Below are 16,640 nucleotides of genomic sequence, written 5' to 3'. Positions count from 1 at the left end.
GCAATCCGTTTCCCCGGCAAAAGGGGCGGATTCCCACGAAAAACGGCCGCCCACCGGGCGGCCGTTTTTCTCGGAATGACGGGTCTTTGTACGAGCTGCGCATTTTGCAACAGGCCCTTTCAGCCTCGCAGAGTTCCACCGCCTGCAGGCGGTGGAATCAAATCAAAATTCGTCCTTTCCGGGGACATGAGCCTCGGAAAGGACTCTTCTCATGAGGAATGGGGTGACAATTTCGTCAGAAATCGAACCTCATTCCTCATGCAGCCCCCTGACGGGAAAGACCCGCAGGGTCTTTTTCGTCAAATTTTTTTACCGGTGTTCGCCCCGGCTGTAGGCCACCACGGTCCGGCGGTTGGGCTCGGTGCCGATGGAGTAGGTGGTCACATCGGGGGTATCCTGCAGGGCGGTGTGGATCACATGGCGCTCATAGGCGTTCATGGGCTCCAGGGTCACGTTGCGGCGGTACTTGACCACCTTGCCGGCCACCTTGTGGGCCAGACGGATGAGGGACTCCTCACGCTTGGCCCGGTAGCCCTCGGCGTCCACGTGGATGCGGACACGCTTGGACTGGCCGTGGTTGACGGCGTAGCCGGTGAGCTGCTGGATGGCGTCCAGGGTCTCGCCCCGGCGGCCGATGAGACCGCCCAGGTCCTGGCCCACCAGCTCCACCTGATAGGTGCCGTTCTCGTCCATTTTGATCACCGGCTTGGCGGCAGCCCCCATGTGGGACAGCAGGCCGGTGAGGAAGGCGTCGATCTGTTCCGCCTTGTCCCCCTGAGCGGGGGCGGCAGCGGGCTGGGCCGCGGGAGCCTCAGCCTCCACCACGGGGGCGGGCTTCTCCTCCTTGACAGGCTCGGCCACAGGAGCGGCGGCGACCTCCTCCACAGGGGCGGGGGTCTCGGGCTCGTCGGGAGCCTCGTAGGTCACTTTCACTTTAGCGGGACAGCTGCCGATCCCCAGGAAGCCGGACTTGGCCCGCTCCAGGACCTCCACAGATACCTCGTCCCGATCCATGCCCAGCTTCTGCAGGGCGGCCTCGATGGCGGCCTCCTCGCTCTTGCCGGTGCTCTCGATCCATTTCAGCATTTTGGGTATCTCTCCTTATGAATCCACGGCAGGTGCCGTTATTCCTTGGTCTCGCCGTCACCGGCGGCAGGGGTGTCAGCGGCAGAGGTGTCAACCTGGGGAGCGGCCTCCAGAGCGGGGGCCTCCTCCACCGCGGCAGTCTCCTGCACAGGGGCGGCCTTGTCCGGCTTTCTGCCGAAAATGGGGGCCTCGCCGGGATAGCAGGTGGGGCCGTCCTCGCTGTAGCGGTAGGGATCATAGGCACGGCCGCGGGCGTACTGCCGGATACCCACCCGGCTGTACTCCTTCACGATGCCGGGGATCTTCTCCTCGTCCTCGTGCTTCTTCTCGGCCTTTTTCTTCTTGCCCTTGTTGAGCTTCTCTTCCTCGATGCGGCGGGCGCGCTCCTCGGTCTTGCGGCGGCGCTCCTCCTTCTCCTCTTCCTTCTCCTGCTGCTCACGCTCGGCCTGCTTGCGGGCGGCCTCCTCGTAGTCCTTCTTCAGGATACGGCTGCACAGGAACTCCTGGATCATGCTCAGCACGTTGTTAGCCACCCAGTAGAGACACAGGGCGGCGGGCATGGTGAAGCCGATCCACAGGGAGATCAGGGGGGAGATGATGAGCATGGTCTTGGCGGTACTATTGTTGGCCTGAGCGCTCTGCTTGTTGATCACGTTGGTCTTCATGGAGATCAGGGAGAAGACCACGCCGGACACAGCGGAGATCACAGGCAGCAGGAACAGACCAAAGCCGCCGGCAATGGTCCAGAACTGAAGCTGAGGGATCTGGGACAGGTCCACCAGACCAAACAGGCTGAAGTTGATGGAGAACACGTTGGCACCCACACCGCCGGCGGCAGTTACCGCCTGCTGCACGGCAGCCAGGTTGTTCTCGTTGATGAGGGAAGCCAGATACAGCTGGTTATAGGCGCTGTTGGTAAAGGTATCGGCGGCTTCCTTGATCCAGCCCATGTTCACGGCCTGGGTGCTCCAGTCCACGGCCTGGGCAATGGCGTTGAGGGAATTGGCGTCGTTGATGCCCATCATGTAGTGGATGGGCTCACGGATGATGGGGTAGAGGATCATCAGGATGAGCAGGGGGATGAAGGACCACAGGCAGCCGCCCATGGGGTTGATCTTCTCCTTCTGATACAGCTTCTGGACCTCCAGATTATAGCGCTGCCGGTCTTTGCCGTACTGCTTCTGCAGCTTCTGCATCTGGCCCTGGAGAATGTTCATCTGGATCATGCTGCGCTTGCCCTTCAGAGAGAGGGGGAAGAGCACCACCTTGACCACCAGGGCAAAGAACACCAGAGCCAGGCCATAGCTGCCGCAGAAGCTGTAAAAAGCCTTCAGCAGCCACGCAAAGGGGGTGAGGATAATTTCCATTTGTGCGCCTCCAAGTTACATTGTCTTGCCGTTACGGCACGGGGTCGTACTCGATGGATTCCTGCTTATGGAAGGGCTGACATTTGAGAATACGGCGAATGGCCAAAAAGCCCCCCTTGAGCGCACCGTATTTCTCCACCGCCTCCAGCGCATACTGGGAGCAGGTAGGGATAAAACGGCAGCAGGGGGGACGGGCAGGGGAGATATGCTTGCGGTAGAACCGAATGAGAGCGAGCAGAAGGCGCTTCAATTCAGGCCTCCTCCTTTCGGAGCAGACCCAGCTTGTCCGCCAGAGAGAGGAGACTGCGCTCCACCTCCCGGTACCGGCTGTGGCCGGCCCGGACACGGGCCACCACCACCAGGTCGTAGCCCGGCAGGAAGCGGTCCTCATGGATGCGGTAGGCCTCCCGAATGCGGCGGCGGGTGCGGTTGCGCACCACCGCCTTGCCCACCTTCACCCCCACGGTGATGCCCAGACGGCTGCGGGGGGAGTTGTTCTTCCGGCAATAGAGTGCAAGACAGGGATTGACCGCGCTCTTGCCCTTGCTGTAAAGGCGGCGGAACACATGATTTTGCTTCAGGGATACGGTGTGCTCCACGGCGGTCCTCCTTTCCCGGTCCAAACTTCCGTATGCTGCGCAGGGGCGGTGGGAAAAGCTCCCCCGCCCCTATGAAATGCCCTATTCCATTTGCGGACCCATCAGTGGGTCAGACGGGCGCGGCCCTTCGCGCGGCGGCGAGCCAGGACCTTGCGGCCGTTGGCGGTACGCATACGCTTACGGAACCCGTGCTCCTTGGAGCGCTGGCGCTTCTTGGGCTGATAGGTACGAACCATGTTGGGACACCTCCTGTACAAAAATCAAGCGGGTTGCCCCGCCCACCACAACAGCCTTTCGGCTGCGGTCGTCAAACAAAACTGCTTTACACCATAGCAGTTTACATGATGCACATGGTATTATAGCCTATTTCAAAATAGGCTGTCAACCACTAATTTGGTTTCTTTTTTGGTTTTTTTCTGGGTCCGGCAGGGAAATACCATATCTTGTGGCCCCTGTTGAGCACACCCCCACGCATAAGCCCTTCTGCCCTATTTTTTTGAGGCTCCGGGCAGAGGCGGCCGTTCCGGCTGCCCGCCGGCCACCGTCAGACTGTGTGGAAACCTGTGTGGAAAAGTAGTTTCTTTTTATAATTGTATCGTTGCTTTCCACAGGGTGATTTGCTATAATGGTATGCGTTAAATTATCTGTACTCCCGCCGCTGGCGGCAGCATCCACGACCCAGGTCTTGAAAGCCCAGGCTTTCAAGGTCTTGTTTTGCTGCGCCCACAGCGGCCATCTATTCTACAAAAGAGGTGGTCTTTCCGTGAATCTACCGGCCGATCTCTGGGCCAAGGTCCTCTCTCTGATGGAGGGGGAGATGACAGCCACCGCCATCAACACCTGGTTTGACGACGCCACCCCCGTGGCGCTGGAGTCCAACCGGTTTGTGCTCCACACCCCCACCAACTTCAAGCGGGATATCATCAACTCCCGCTACATCCCCAACATCCAGAAGGCCCTCCATGAGCTGTTCTCCTCCGACTTCGAGGTTGTGGTGCTGGGAGAGGGGGAGTTGGAGGGCTACGGCAAGAAGAAGGTGGACGACGTATTCCTCCCGGGCACTGAGGAGTACACCTTCGAGCGCTTTGTGGTGGGCGCCTCCAACAAGTTTGCCCACGCCGCCGCCCTGGCGGTGGCCGAGCAGCCTGCCCAGACCTACAACCCCCTGTTTATCTACGGCGAGTCCGGCCTGGGCAAGACCCACTTGCTCTACGCCATCGCCCACAAAATCCATCAGTCCCACCCCGATTACCGCATCGTGTATATCAAGGGCGACTCCTTCACCAACGAGCTGATCCAGGCCATCCGGGAGGGCCGCAACCCGGAGTTCCGGGAAAAGTACCGCTCCGCCGACGTGTTTCTCATGGACGACGTGCAGTTTATCGCCGGCCGTGAGTCCACCCAGGAGGAGATGTTCCACACCTTCAACACCCTGTACGAGGCCAAGCGGCAAATTGTGTTCACCGCCGACCGTCCCCCCAAGGAGATGCTGCGGCTGGACGACCGGCTGCGTACCCGGTTCGAGTGGGGCCTGCCCGTGGACATCCAGCCCCCCGACTATGAGACCCGGGTGGCCATTATCAAGACCAAGGCCATCCGCCGGGGTATGAACCTGCCCGATCCCGTCCTCCAGTATATCGCCGAGAACATCACCTCCAATGTGCGGCAGATCGAGGGCACCGTCAACAAGATCCTGGCCTTCCAGGAGCTGATGGGGGAGAGCGTGGACGTGGACACCGTCACCCGGGCCGTCCGGGATATGTTCAAGGACAAGGCGGAGTTCCTCCCCTCGCCGGAGATCATCATTGACGAGGTCAGCAAGTTCTACAACATTGACGAGGAGGCCCTCCGGGGCCAGGGCCGCACCAAGGACACCGCGCTGGCCCGCCAGATCGCCATGTACCAGATCCGCCGCATGACCAACCTGTCTCTGAAGGAGATCGGCAAGGAATTTGACAACCGGGACCACACCACTGTCATGCACTCCATTGACCGCATCGAGAAATTGACCAAGCAGAGCCCCGAAATTGCAGAAGTTATCAAGGACATCAACGCCAACATCAACGCCCGTTATGAATAAGGCTAAATGGCTTTTGAATATTCATGCATAAATATGAGTGAAACCGGATTCCGACTGGAAATCCGGTTTCCAGACTCCTTTCCACATTTCCACCCTCTTTCGGGGACATGTGGAAAAGGGGATGTGGAAAACTTTTTTGCTCCTTTTCCCCTGTGGAAACCCCCTCTTTTTTGTCCACACCCCCTGTGGACGGGCCAAACCATGGGCCTCAAGGAGTTTCGCCACTTTTCCACAATGTTTTCCCCTACGGCTTACTATTACGAACTATATCCCTCCTCTCTCCGGAGGAGCGCGAGAGATCCCGGGGAGCCCCTTCTCTCCCCACGAAACGGAGGACCGAACAAATATGAAATTTTCCTGCGAAAAAGCCCTGCTGCAATCCGCTATCTCCACCGCCTCCCGTGCCGTTTCCCCCAAGAGCTCCATTCCCGCTCTGGAGGGCATTCTGCTGGAGGCCGGACAGGAGCTGCGGCTCACCGGCTACAATCTGGACACCGGCATCCGCACCATTGTTCCTGCCGACATCAGCGAAACCGGAACCCTGGTGCTGGCCGCCCGGCTCTTCGGCGAGATCATCCGGAAGCTGCCTGACGACATCGTCACCTTCCAGACCGACAACTATATGGTCCACATCACCTGTGGACCCAGTGAGTTCAACATCCTGGGCACCGACCCGGAGGAATTCCCCGAGCTGCCCACAGTGGAATATCAGAACTCCCTCACCCTGTCCCAGTCCAAGCTGAAAGCCATGATTTCCCAGACCATTTTTGCCGTCAGCGACAACGAGAGCCGCCCGGTCCACACCGGCTCCCTCTTTGAGGCTAGCGAAAACGGCCTCACCGTGGTGTCGGTGGACGGTTTCCGGCTGGCCCTCCGCCACGAGGCCATTGACAAAAAGGACGGCGCTCCGGAATTCTCCTTTGTTGTCCCCGGCTCCGCCCTGTCCGAGGTGGAAAAAATCTGCACCGACTGCGACGAGCCGGTGTCGGTGACCCAGGGCGCCCGGCACATCATGTTCAAGGCCGGCTCCACCATGCTGGTGACCCGCCGGCTGGAGGGTGAGTTTTTGGCCTACCGCCAAGCCATCCCCCGCAGCAACGACATCTGCCTGGAGGGAGACACCCGGACTCTGCTGTCCTCCATTGAGCGCGTCTCCCTCATTATCACTGAAAAGCTGAAGTGCCCCCTGCGGTGCGTGTTTGAGGACGGTTTGATGAAGATTTCCACCAAGACCGCCATCGGCGACGCCTACGACCAGTGCCCTGTCACCGGCGACGGCCGGGGGCTGGAGATCGGCTTCAACAACAAGTACCTGATGGATGCCCTCAAGGCCGCCCCCGCCGACAAGGTGCGGCTGGAGCTGTCCACCAGCGTTTCCCCCTGTGTCATCCTGCCCACAGAGGGGGAGGAGAATTTCCTGTATATGGTACTGCCCGTCCGCCTGAAGGCCGGGGAATAAATTGGGCACAAAGGTTCTGAAAGAAAGGAAAAATGCCTTGGAACTGCATCCTTACCTGCATAAGGTTCAATTTTATGAGACCGACGGCATGAGCATCGTCCACCATGGAAATTATATCCTTTGGATGGAGGAGGCCCGTACCGACTTTATGGACCAGATCGGCTGGAGCTACCACAGAGCGGTGGACGTGGGCATCGACTTTGCCGTTACCGACGTGAGCTGCAAGTACCGTTCCATGACCCGGTTTGGGGAGACAATCGCCATCCACATGGCGGTGGAGTCCCTGTCTCCTGCCAAAATGCAGCTGTCCTACAGGATGGTCAACGCCGACACCGGGGAGCTGCGGGCGGAGGGCACCTCCGGCCACTTCTTCTATGACCGGGCCAAGGCCCGGCCGGTGGCCCTGAAAAAGGCCCTGCCCGACCTGTGGGAACTGCTGCAATCCCTGCACGAAGAAGGGAGAAATTCGGAAGTATGAAGACCATTCAGTCCAAAATCACAACGGAATTTATCAAACTGGAATCCCTGCTGAAATTTGAGGGTCTGGTAGAGACCGGCGGGGAGGCCAAGGAGCGCATCCAGGACGGAGAGGTCCAGGTCAACGGCGAGGTGTGCACCATGCGGGGCAAGAAGCTGCGCCCCGGCGACGTGGTTACCCTGGATGACCTGCGCGTGGAAGTTTTATGATTGTAAAGTCGGTCTGCCTGGACTTTTTTCGCAATTATCTTCACTTTGAGGGGAACTTTTCTCCCAATGTCAATGTGATCTGGGGGGAGAATGCCCAGGGCAAGACCAACCTGCTGGAGGGCATCGCCTACCTGTCCACCGCCTCCTCCCACCGGGCCCGGTACGACCGGGAGCTGATCCAAATGGGGGTGGACCACGCCTTTGTGAAGGCAGAGGTCTTTTCCCGGGGACGGGACTTTACCCTGGAGGCCCGGCTGGGTCGGGGGGTGCGGCGGCAGCTCTTCTCCAACGGCGTGAAATTAAAGACCGCCGGGGAGCTGGCGGGGGTACTCAACACGGTGCTCTTTTGCCCGGAAGATCTGTGGCTTATCCGGGAGGGGGCCGCGGTGCGCCGCCGGTTCCTGGACGACTGCATCTGTCAGCTGCGGCCCCGCTATGCCGAGGCTTTGGCGGAATACCGGCGTCTTTATGAACATAAGACCCGGATTTTGCGGGACTGGGAGGAGCATCCCTCTCTGCTGGACACTCTGGATGAGTTCAATCTGCGCATGGCCCAGACCGGGGCCATGCTCATCCACTACCGGGCCTACTTCATCAAACGGCTGCGGGAGGTGACGCCTCCCATCCACCGGGATTTCTCCGGCGGACGGGAGGAGCTGGGGCTGAGCTACCAGACGGTGAGCACCATCGATGATCCATTGGCCCCCACCCGTACTCTGCTGGAGCAGCTGCTGAAACATCAGGACTCCCACCGGAAGGCGGAGCTGGAGGCCCGGCAGTGCCTGTCGGGGCCCCACAAGGACGATTTGGTCGTGGAACTGGACGGGGTGAGCGCCAAAACTTTCGCCTCCCAGGGCCAGACCCGGACGACGGCATTATCCCTCAAGCTGGCTTCCCGGGAAATTTTCTTCCAGGAGACCGGGGAGTGGCCGGTGCTGCTGCTGGACGACGTACTGTCCGAGCTGGACCACCGGCGGCAGGAGTTCGTTTTGAAGCGGATTACCGGCGGTCAAGTCTTTATCACCTGCTGCGAGGAAATGAGCCTGGACCGGCTGGGGGAGGGCAAGACCTTCCACATTCACAACGGCGTACTGGTGGGATGACAAACCGGCCCGTGATACAGATCAGATTCAGGAGAACACTATGATACTTTTGATCCTTGCCCTGGTCCCCCTGGTGGGGGGCTTTCTGCTGGAATTTCTGGTGTGCCAGTTTACCCGGAAGGGAAGCAAGCTGTGGAAGCTGATCCCTCCGGTGGCTGCCGTTCTGGTGACAGCCGCCATTGTGGTCCACCGGCTCAACCTGTGGGAGGCGGATACCTCCCCGGTGACCCAGCTGCTCTTCATTCCCGGCCTGCCCGCCCTGGGCTTTTTTGTGGGGCTCTTTCTGGGCTGGAAGCTGTACCGCTGGCTGTGGAAGCCCAAAATCGTCCGGGACAAGAAGGAGGGCAAGTAGATGTATCTGCACATCGGTCAGAACGTGGTGGTGCCCTTTGGAGACGTGGTGGGGCTCTTCGATCTGGACAACACCTCCTCCTCCCACCTGACCCGGTCCTTTCTGGAGCGGGCGGAAAAGGAGGGGCGGCTGGTCAACGTGTCCGACGATCTGCCCCGTTCTTTTGTGCTGTGCGCCCGGCGGGAGGGGCCGCCGGTGGTCTATCTGTGCCAGCTCTCCGCCGCCACCCTGCTGCGCCGGGCGGAGAACAACAGCTTTGAGTAGCGGAAAGAAATGAGAGGATGGAGTATGAGGAAGCATCGCATACGCCGCATCGCCCTTTTGTGTCTGCTGGCGGGAGTGCTGCTGACGGGCTGCACCGTCAAGCGAGAAGCCAGCCAGTGGCAGGTCCACCACGACCAGGCTATGGATGAGCTGAGAGACGGATACTACGATGAGGCCATCGCTAACTTTACCGCCGCCATTGAGGCCGATCCCATGAAGGCGGAGAGCTATGCCGGCCGGGGCCAGGCCTATCTCATCTATCCGGGCGACAGCGCGGACTATCTGGAGGAGGCCCAGGCCGATTTTGAGCAGGCCCTCAAACTGGACGAGGGTAACGTGGACGCCTGGCTGGGTCTGACCGACCTGTGCCTGCTCCGGGAGGATACCCAGGGGGCGGTGGACACCCTGAAAGAGGCCCTGGACGCTACCGGGATGGATGAGACCATTCTTCAGCAGCTCAATGAGATTGAGGGAATGCTGGAAGGAAACCGCCGGGCGGAAGAGGCCTTTGAGGCATTTTTGGCTGAAAAAGGGTACCTGTCCTACCTGGATGAGTGGTACTATGAGCAGCCCAAAGAATACGCCATGGTGGAACTGAACTGGGACGGGCAGGACGAACTGCTCATCACCGGCGGCGGCGACATGGGCTTTTTTAACTTTGCGGTGTTCGTCTATGACCAAGACAGCGATACCGTGATCCCGGCTGAGATAGAGAACAACGTCATGGGGAGCCGGTATGTGGGACAGTATTTTGCGTCCATCCTGTACAGCGCGGAACACCGGGCTCTGGTGTACCGGGAGCTGAATAACGGAATATTTTTTGATAGTGTGACCTTTTCTGGTCTGGAGGACCCGGCCACATTGACTGCGCTGTTTTCCCTGTCCTTTGAGACCAACGGCCAGACCGAGGAAACACACTACAGCAAGTATATGGACGGACAGAGTCAGTCCATTACCGAGGAAGCATTTGAGCGCAGCATGGATGAGGCGGCAGTCATTGACTTTACGCCCCTGCCCTGATGGGAAATACGCTGCTTTTCATAAAATATACCCAACCTATGGTTAATCTAGCGGAGGTTATTATGTCTGACGAGTTAGAATTGGAACTGAACACCACCCAGGTGGAGCATGAGTACGGCGGCTCCGAGATCCAGGTGCTGGAGGGTCTGGAGGCCGTCCGTAAGCGCCCCGGTATGTATATCGGCTCCACCAGCGAGTCCGGCCTGCATCACCTGGTATACGAGATCGTGGACAACTCCATCGACGAGGCCCTGGCCGGCTACTGCGACGAGATCACCGTAAAGATCGGTAAGGGCGACATCATCACCGTGGTGGACAACGGCCGCGGTATCCCCGTGGACATCCAGCCTCAGACCGGCCTGCCCGCCCTGGAGGTGGTGTTCACCATCCTCCACGCCGGCGGCAAGTTCGGCGGCGGCGGCTACAAGGTGTCCGGCGGCCTCCACGGCGTGGGCGCCAGCGTGGTCAACGCCCTCAGCGAGTGGCTGGAGGTGCGGGTCCACAAGGAGGGCAAGATCTACGAGATGAAGTTCTCCCGGGGCAAGGTGACCCAGCCCATGCAGGTGGTGGGGGACACCGACCGCCACGGCACCGAGGTGGTGTTCAAGCCCGACCCCGAGATGTTTGAGGTCACCGAGTATAACTACGAGACCCTCCACACCCGGATGCGGGAGGAGGCCTTCCTCAACGCCGGCCTGCGCATCCACACCATCGACAACCGCCCCGGCAGGGAGCAGAGCGACACCATGCACTACGCCGGCGGTATCCGGGAGTTCGTGTCCTACATCAACCGCTCCAAGGACCCCATCCACCCCGACGTGATCTATATGGCGGGGCAGAAGGAGGATTCCATGGCGGAGGTGGCCTTCCAGTACAACGACGGCTACAACGAGACCATCGTCTCCTTCGCCAACAACGTCCACACCCCCGAAGGCGGTATGCACGAGGAGGGCTTCAAACGGGCCCTCACCACCGTGCTCAACAACTACGGCAAAAAGATGAAGATCCTCAAGGACGAGGACAAGGTGTCCGGCGAGGACTGCCGGGAGGGCATTGCCTGCGTCATCTCCGTTAAGCTCACCGAGGCTCAGTTTGAGGGCCAGACCAAGGCCAAGCTGGGCAACGCCTCCATCCGTACCCTGGTGAACAACATTGTCACCGAGAAGCTGTCGGAATACCTGGAGGAGAACCCCGCCGTGGGCAAGGCCATCCTGGAGAAGGCCCTCATGGCCAACCGGGCCCGTGAGGCCGCCCGGAAGGCCAGAGAATCCATCCGCCGCAAGACCGCCCTGGGCGGCGCCGCCATGCCCGACAAGCTGCGGGACTGCAACGAGGTCAACCCTGAGCTCACCGAGATCTACATCGTGGAGGGCGACTCCGCAGGCGGCTCGGCCACCCAGGGCCGGGACAGCCGGTTCCAGGCCATCCTCCCCCTGTGGGGCAAGATGCTCAACGTGGAGAAGGCCCGGGCCGACAAGGTGTACGGCAACGACAAGCTGACCCCCGTCATCACCGCCCTGGGCGCCGGCATCGGGGACGACTTCGACCTGGACAAGCTGCGCTATCACAAGATCATCATCATGGCCGATGCCGATGTGGACGGTTCCCACATCCGCACCCTGCTGCTCACCTTCTTCTTCCGCTTCATGCGGCCCCTCATCGAGCACGGCTACGTCTACGCCGCCGTGCCTCCCCTGTACAAGCTGACCCGGGGCAAGACCACCCGGGTGGCCTTCTCCGACGAGGAGCGGGACCAGGTGTCCGCCGAGCTCCGGGGCGACAACCCCAACGCCAAGGTGGATATCTCCCGGTATAAGGGCCTGGGCGAGATGAACCCCCATGAGCTGTGGGAGACCACCATGGACCCGGAGCGGCGCACCCTCAAGCGCATCGAGCTGGACGACGCCGTGCTGGCCGACCAGACCTTCACCGTCCTCATGGGCGAGAAGGTGGAGCCCCGGAAGGAGTTCATCGAGCGCAACGCCAAGTACGCGGTGAATTTGGACTATTAAGGGAGGTCGGGCGACCATAAAGGTCGCCCCTATACGGCCCTGACGTAGGGGCGGCCCTTGCGGCCGCCCGCCGTGAACCACCCTATCATAAAGATTGAGAGGCAACAGCATGAGCAAAAAGCCACAGTACGATCCGGAGGAGATCCGGTATCCGGACCAGACCATCGTCACTTCACCTCTGGTGAAGGAGATGGAGCAGTCCTATATTGAGTACGCCATGAGCGTCATCAAGGGCCGGGCCCTGCCCGACGTGCGGGACGGCCTGAAGCCCGTCCACCGGCGCATCCTGTACGCCATGTACGAGGACAACCTGACTGCCGACAAGCCCTTCAAGAAGTCCGCCACCTGCGTGGGCGACGTGCTGGGCCGGTACCACCCCCACGGCGACGCCAGTGTGTACGACGCCCTGGTTCGTCTGGCCCAGGACTTCTCCATGCGCTATCCCCTGGTGGACGGCCACGGCAACTTCGGTTCCATCGACGGCGATCCCCCGGCCGCCTACCGTTACACCGAGGCCCGGATGTCCAAGATCTCCGACGAGATGCTCCGGGACATCGAGAAGGACACGGTGAACTGGGACCCCAACTTCGACGAGAGCCGGAAGGAGCCCCGTGTGCTCCCCTCCCGGTTCCCCAACCTGCTGGTCAACGGCTCGGCGGGTATCGCCGTGGGCATGGCCACCAACATCCCGCCCCACAACCTGCGGGAGGTCATCAACGCCACCATCTGCGTACTGGACAATCCGGAGGCCACCCTGTCCGACCTGATGGAGCACGTGAAGGGCCCCGATTTCCCCACCAAGGGCATCATTATGGGCCGCTCCGGCATCCGGGCCGCCTACGCCACCGGCCGGGGCCGGGTGTGCGTCCGGGCCCGCACCGAGTTTGAGGAGTTCGGCCAGAACCGTACCCGTATCATCGTCACCGAGATCCCTTACCAGGTCAACAAGCGCCAGCTCATCAAGAACATGGCCGACCAGGTGGAGGACAAGCGTCTGGAGGGCATCTCCGACATCCGGGACGAGTCCGACCGCAACGGTATGCGGGTGGTCATTGAGCTCAAGCGGGACGCCAATCCCCAGGTGGTGCTCAACCGCCTGTTTGCCCAGACTCAGCTGCAGACCACCTTCGCCATCAATATGCTGGCCCTGGTGGACGACCAGTCCCAGCCCAAAATCCTGTCCCTGCGGCACATCCTGGACGAGTACATCGCCTTCCAGGAGGAGATCATCATCCGCCGCACCAAGTACGACCTGAAGAAGGCCCAGGAGCGGGCCCACCTGCTGGAAGGTCTGCTCATTGCCCAGGACAACATCGACGAGGTTATCCGCATCATCCGCTCCAGCTACGACAACGCCAAGGAGAACCTGATGAACCGGTTCGGCCTGGACGACGTGCAGGCCCAAGCCATCCTGGATATGCGCCTGAAAGCCCTCCAGGGCCTGGACCGGGAAAAGCTGGAGGCCGAGTACAAGGAGCTGGAGGAGCGCATTGCCTATTTCCAGCAGCTGCTGGGCTCCGAGGAGATGCTGCGGGGCGTGCTCAAGGACGAGCTGTCCGCCATCCGGGACAAGTACGGCGACGACCGGGTCACCGAGATCCAGGACGTGGAGGACGAGATCGACATCGAGGACCTCATCGAGGAGGAGGAGTGCGTCTTCACCCTCACCGCCGGGGGCTACATCAAGCGCACCCCCGCCTCCACCTACCGCACCCAGCGCCGGGGCGGCAAGGGAATCACTGCCATGGCCACCAAGGAGGAGGACTATGTGGATACGGTGTTCACCGCTTCCACTCACGACTACATCCTCTTCTTCACCAATAAGGGCCGGGTCCACCGGAAGAAGGGCTACCAGATCCCCGAGGCCGGCCGCACCGCCAAGGGCACCAACCTGGTGAACGTGCTGCCCATCGAGCAGGACGAGAAGGTCACCGCCATGATCCACCTGCGGGAGTTCCCCGAGGACCGGTATCTGGTGATGGTCACCCGCACCGGCACCGTTAAGCGCATCCAGCTTTCCTCCATCTTTACCGCCCGCAAGGCGGGCATCCGGGCCATCACCCTGGAGGAGGGAGACGAGCTCATCACCGTCCGGGAGACCGACGGGGAGCAGGCCATCCTCATCGTCACCCACGACGGTATGGCCATCTGCTTCAAGGAGACCGACGTGCGCTGCATGGGCCGTGACGCCTGCGGCGTCCGGGGCATCAGCCTGCGGGAGGGCGACTTCGTGGTAGGCGCCGCCCGGGCCAAGTACGACCATCAGGTGCTGATGATCACCGAGAACGGCTACGGCAAGCGCACCGAGATGGACGAGTATATCCGTGCCGACGGTCCCCAGAAGCGAGGCGGCTACGGCCTGAAGGGCTACAACGTCACCGAAAAGACAGGATGCGTGGTGGGCGTCAAGGTGGTCAATGACAACGACGACGTGCTGGTCATCAACGATGCCGGCGTTATCATCCGCATGGCGGTGTCCGGCATCTCCACCTACGGCCGCACCGCCCAGGGCGTGAAGATCATGAACCTGGAGGAGGGTGTGAAGGTCATTTCCTTCGCCCGTACCGACCACGAGGAAGAAGAGGAGGACACCGGCGCCACCGAAGGGGAGGAATAAGCCATGTCCAGAAAACGGGTAACTTACCGTCCCAGTAAGACCGGCTCGGTGGCGGGGGGCGTGGTGGGCTGTGTCTTTGTGCTCATCGGCCTGTTCGTCGTCATTCCCCAGTTTGCCATGGTGGGGGGCTTTGGCCTCATCTTCGGCATCTTTTGGACCATCCTTGCCGCTGTCATCGCCGGTACCAACTTCTATTCTGCCTTCGGCAAGAAGTATATCGGCCCCGAGATCCGCATCGAGGAGGAGGGGGTGTCGGTGGACAACCCCAAGGGCACCCCGGAGCAGCGGCTGGAGCAGCTCCAGTCCCTCTATGACCGCCGGCTCATTACCACCGAGGAGTATGAGCAGAAGCGGCAGGAGATTTTGAAGGAGCTGTAAAAAAGCCTTCCCCTGGGGGAAGGTGCCCCAGTGCGCACACTGGGGCGGATGAGGGGAAGAGGTGCGCCTATGGAAGATATCACCCGCATTCGCGCACAGAAACTGCGAAAAAATGCCACAAAAGAAGAGAATCATCTGTGGTATGATTTTTTGCGGACCTATCCCGTCCAATTTCTCCGACAAAAGCCATTTGGTCCTTATATTGTGGATTTTTATTGTTACAAAGCCAGGTTAGCCATTGAATTGGATGGTTCCCAGCATTATGAGGGAAATGGTCCAGAACTGGACGCCGCCAGAACGGCTTACTTGCAAGAAGTGGAAAAAATCAAGGTTTTGCGTTTTACAAATCTTGAGATCAAACAGAATTTTGAGGGTGTGTGTGCCGTCATTGACCGGCAGGTAAAGGCGGCGTTCCCCTCATCCGTCTGGCCTTCGGCCAGCCACCTTCCCCCAGGGAAAGGCTATAATAGGAGATCTATGAAAACAGTCACCATTTACACCGACGGGGCCTGCTCCGGCAATCCGGGCCCCGGCGGGTGGGGGGCCATTCTGCAATATGGGGAGTTCAAAAAGGAACTCTCCGGCGGGGAGGCCCACACCACCAACAACCGTATGGAGCTTACCGGCGTCATCACCGCCCTGAAGGCCCTGAAGGAGCCCTGCATCGTGGAGCTCTACTCCGACTCCAAGTACGTCATTGACGCCCTGGAAAAGGGCTGGGCCCGGGGCTGGAAGGCCCGAGGCTGGGTAAAGGGAGACAAGAAACCCGCCCTCAACCCGGATCTGTGGGCCACCCTGCTGGACCTGTGCGACTACCACACCGTCCATCTCCACTGGGTCAAAGGCCACGCCGACAACCCGTTTAATAACCGCTGTGATGAATTAGCAGTAGCGGAGAGCCGGAAGTATAAGTAGGGGCGCGGTATGCGCCCGCCGTCCAAAGGAGGACCTATGAAAATCGCCATTGTATTCGACAGCCAGACCGGCAACACCGCCCAGGTGGCTCAGGCTATCCGGGAGGCCTGTGAGGGCCACGACATTGTGGCCTTCGGCCCGCCGCCCCAGAACGTGGACCAGGCGGAGCTGGTCTTTGCCGGGTCCTGGACCGACAAGGGTACCCTCACTCCGGCTATGCAGGAATTTTTACATAGCCTGTACGGCAAGCGGGTGGCCATCTTCGGCACCGCCGGTTTCGGTATTTCCGAGCTGTACTTCGCCTCCCTGTCCGACCGCTTCAAGGCGGAGGTTCCCAAGGGCAACCAGGTGGTGAGCAGCTTCTTCTGCACCGGCAAGATGCCCCAGACGGTGAAGGACCGGTACGAGGCCCAGCTGAAGGCCGACCCGGACAACGCCAAGCTGAAATCCATGATCCAGGCCTTTGACCTGGCCCTGACCCACCCGGACCAGAGTGATCTGGACCAGGCCGCCGACTTCGCCCGGGAGGCCATGAAGGCATAAAAAGTAAGAAAAAATCCCTGTTGCGTTAGCAACAGGGATTTTTTTGTATAAAGAAAACCACTCGCTAGGCGAGTGGTTCAAAAAAGCCTAAGGCGATGAAAAAGATAAAAAAACTCCCTTTGCTATAATAGGAGTGCGGTCTGCCAACTGCACAAACG

At 60.3% G+C, this 16,640-nt stretch carries 18 protein-coding genes and 1 pseudogene; 14 read left to right on the top strand and 5 right to left on the bottom strand.

The genetic code is table 11. The features are described 5' to 3' along the window. Positions 1-309 precede the first annotated feature (309 nt). From jag to rpmH, 5 genes are all read right to left on the bottom strand, one after another. Positions 310-1,086, bottom strand: coding sequence for an RNA-binding cell elongation regulator Jag/EloR (gene jag / locus B5F94_RS14025; RefSeq protein WP_087330977.1), 777 nt, complete (start codon positions 1,084-1,086; stop codon positions 310-312). A 38-nt stretch (positions 1,087-1,124) separates the two neighbouring features. Further along, positions 1,125-2,453, bottom strand: coding sequence for a YidC/Oxa1 family membrane protein insertase (locus tag B5F94_RS14020; protein WP_087330975.1), 1,329 nt, complete (start codon positions 2,451-2,453; stop codon positions 1,125-1,127). A 31-nt stretch (positions 2,454-2,484) separates the two neighbouring features. Further along, a complete protein-coding gene (yidD, locus tag B5F94_RS16760) occupies positions 2,485-2,703 on the bottom strand; it encodes a membrane protein insertion efficiency factor YidD (RefSeq protein WP_204220704.1) in 219 nt (72 codons plus the stop codon). Between the two features lies 1 nt (position 2,704). Next, complete coding sequence (rnpA, locus tag B5F94_RS14010) at positions 2,705-3,052, bottom strand: ribonuclease P protein component (RefSeq protein WP_204220706.1); 348 nt, start codon at positions 3,050-3,052, stop codon at positions 2,705-2,707. A gap of 101 nt (positions 3,053-3,153) precedes the next feature. Next, complete coding sequence (rpmH, locus tag B5F94_RS14005; RefSeq protein ID WP_006570963.1) at positions 3,154-3,288, bottom strand: 50S ribosomal protein L34; 135 nt, start codon at positions 3,286-3,288, stop codon at positions 3,154-3,156. A gap of 527 nt (positions 3,289-3,815) precedes the next feature. Between rpmH and dnaA the strand changes: the two genes are divergently transcribed. The 14 genes and pseudogenes from dnaA (at position 3,816) to bilS (ending at position 16,482) form a co-directional block, all read left to right on the top strand. Further along, a complete protein-coding gene (dnaA, locus tag B5F94_RS14000; RefSeq protein ID WP_087267691.1) occupies positions 3,816-5,132 on the top strand; it encodes a chromosomal replication initiator protein DnaA in 1,317 nt (438 codons plus the stop codon). A gap of 346 nt (positions 5,133-5,478) precedes the next feature. Next, positions 5,479-6,591, top strand: coding sequence for a DNA polymerase III subunit beta (gene dnaN / locus B5F94_RS13995; RefSeq protein ID WP_087330970.1), 1,113 nt, complete (start codon positions 5,479-5,481; stop codon positions 6,589-6,591). Positions 6,592-6,628: 37 nt separating this feature from the next. Next, positions 6,629-7,069, top strand: a complete 441-nt coding sequence (locus tag B5F94_RS13990; protein ID WP_087330979.1) for an acyl-CoA thioesterase — start codon at positions 6,629-6,631, stop codon at positions 7,067-7,069. Next, positions 7,066-7,278, top strand: coding sequence for an RNA-binding S4 domain-containing protein (locus B5F94_RS13985; protein ID WP_087187244.1), 213 nt, complete (start codon positions 7,066-7,068; stop codon positions 7,276-7,278). The genes B5F94_RS13990 and B5F94_RS13985 overlap by 4 nt, the downstream gene beginning before the upstream one ends. After that, positions 7,275-8,381: a DNA replication/repair protein RecF gene (gene recF / locus B5F94_RS13980; protein ID WP_087330968.1), complete on the top strand. Its 1,107-nt coding sequence runs from the start codon at positions 7,275-7,277 to the stop codon at positions 8,379-8,381. The genes B5F94_RS13985 and recF overlap by 4 nt, the downstream gene beginning before the upstream one ends. A gap of 40 nt (positions 8,382-8,421) precedes the next feature. Next, positions 8,422-8,733, top strand: a complete 312-nt coding sequence (locus tag B5F94_RS13975) for a Tat pathway signal protein (protein WP_087267679.1) — start codon at positions 8,422-8,424, stop codon at positions 8,731-8,733. Further along, complete coding sequence (locus tag B5F94_RS13970; protein WP_087187247.1) at positions 8,734-8,997, top strand: extracellular matrix regulator RemB; 264 nt, start codon at positions 8,734-8,736, stop codon at positions 8,995-8,997. Positions 8,998-9,021: 24 nt separating this feature from the next. Further along, on the top strand, positions 9,022-10,017 hold the full coding sequence (locus B5F94_RS13965) for a tetratricopeptide repeat protein (protein WP_158100298.1): 996 nt from the start codon (positions 9,022-9,024) through the stop codon (positions 10,015-10,017). Positions 10,018-10,079: 62 nt separating this feature from the next. Next, the gene (gyrB, locus tag B5F94_RS13960) at positions 10,080-12,029 is read left to right on the top strand and encodes a DNA topoisomerase (ATP-hydrolyzing) subunit B (RefSeq protein WP_087330963.1); all 1,950 of its coding nucleotides are present in this window, start codon (positions 10,080-10,082) and stop codon (positions 12,027-12,029) included. Positions 12,030-12,138: 109 nt separating this feature from the next. Next, the gene (gene gyrA, locus B5F94_RS13955; protein ID WP_087330961.1) at positions 12,139-14,646 is read left to right on the top strand and encodes a DNA gyrase subunit A; all 2,508 of its coding nucleotides are present in this window, start codon (positions 12,139-12,141) and stop codon (positions 14,644-14,646) included. 3 nt (positions 14,647-14,649) lie between these two features. Beyond that, the gene (locus B5F94_RS13950) at positions 14,650-15,024 is read left to right on the top strand and encodes an SHOCT domain-containing protein (RefSeq protein ID WP_087267664.1); all 375 of its coding nucleotides are present in this window, start codon (positions 14,650-14,652) and stop codon (positions 15,022-15,024) included. 48 nt (positions 15,025-15,072) lie between these two features. Further along, positions 15,073-15,411: pseudogene (locus tag B5F94_RS16985) on the top strand (endonuclease domain-containing protein); the annotation flags it as partial. Between the two features lie 90 nt (positions 15,412-15,501). Continuing rightward, the gene (gene rnhA, locus B5F94_RS16980) at positions 15,502-15,939 is read left to right on the top strand and encodes a ribonuclease HI (protein ID WP_242958920.1); all 438 of its coding nucleotides are present in this window, start codon (positions 15,502-15,504) and stop codon (positions 15,937-15,939) included. Between the two features lie 36 nt (positions 15,940-15,975). After that, positions 15,976-16,482, top strand: coding sequence for a flavodoxin family protein BilS (bilS, locus tag B5F94_RS13940; RefSeq protein WP_087267658.1), 507 nt, complete (start codon positions 15,976-15,978; stop codon positions 16,480-16,482). The last annotated feature ends 158 nt before the right edge of the window (positions 16,483-16,640 follow it).

The organism is Flavonifractor sp. An4 (genome assembly GCF_002161755.1).
Lineage (GTDB): Bacteria > Bacillota > Clostridia > Oscillospirales > Oscillospiraceae > Flavonifractor > Flavonifractor avicola.
Note: the sequence above shows the minus strand (reverse complement) of the source record. Positions and strands in the feature narration are given on the sequence as shown.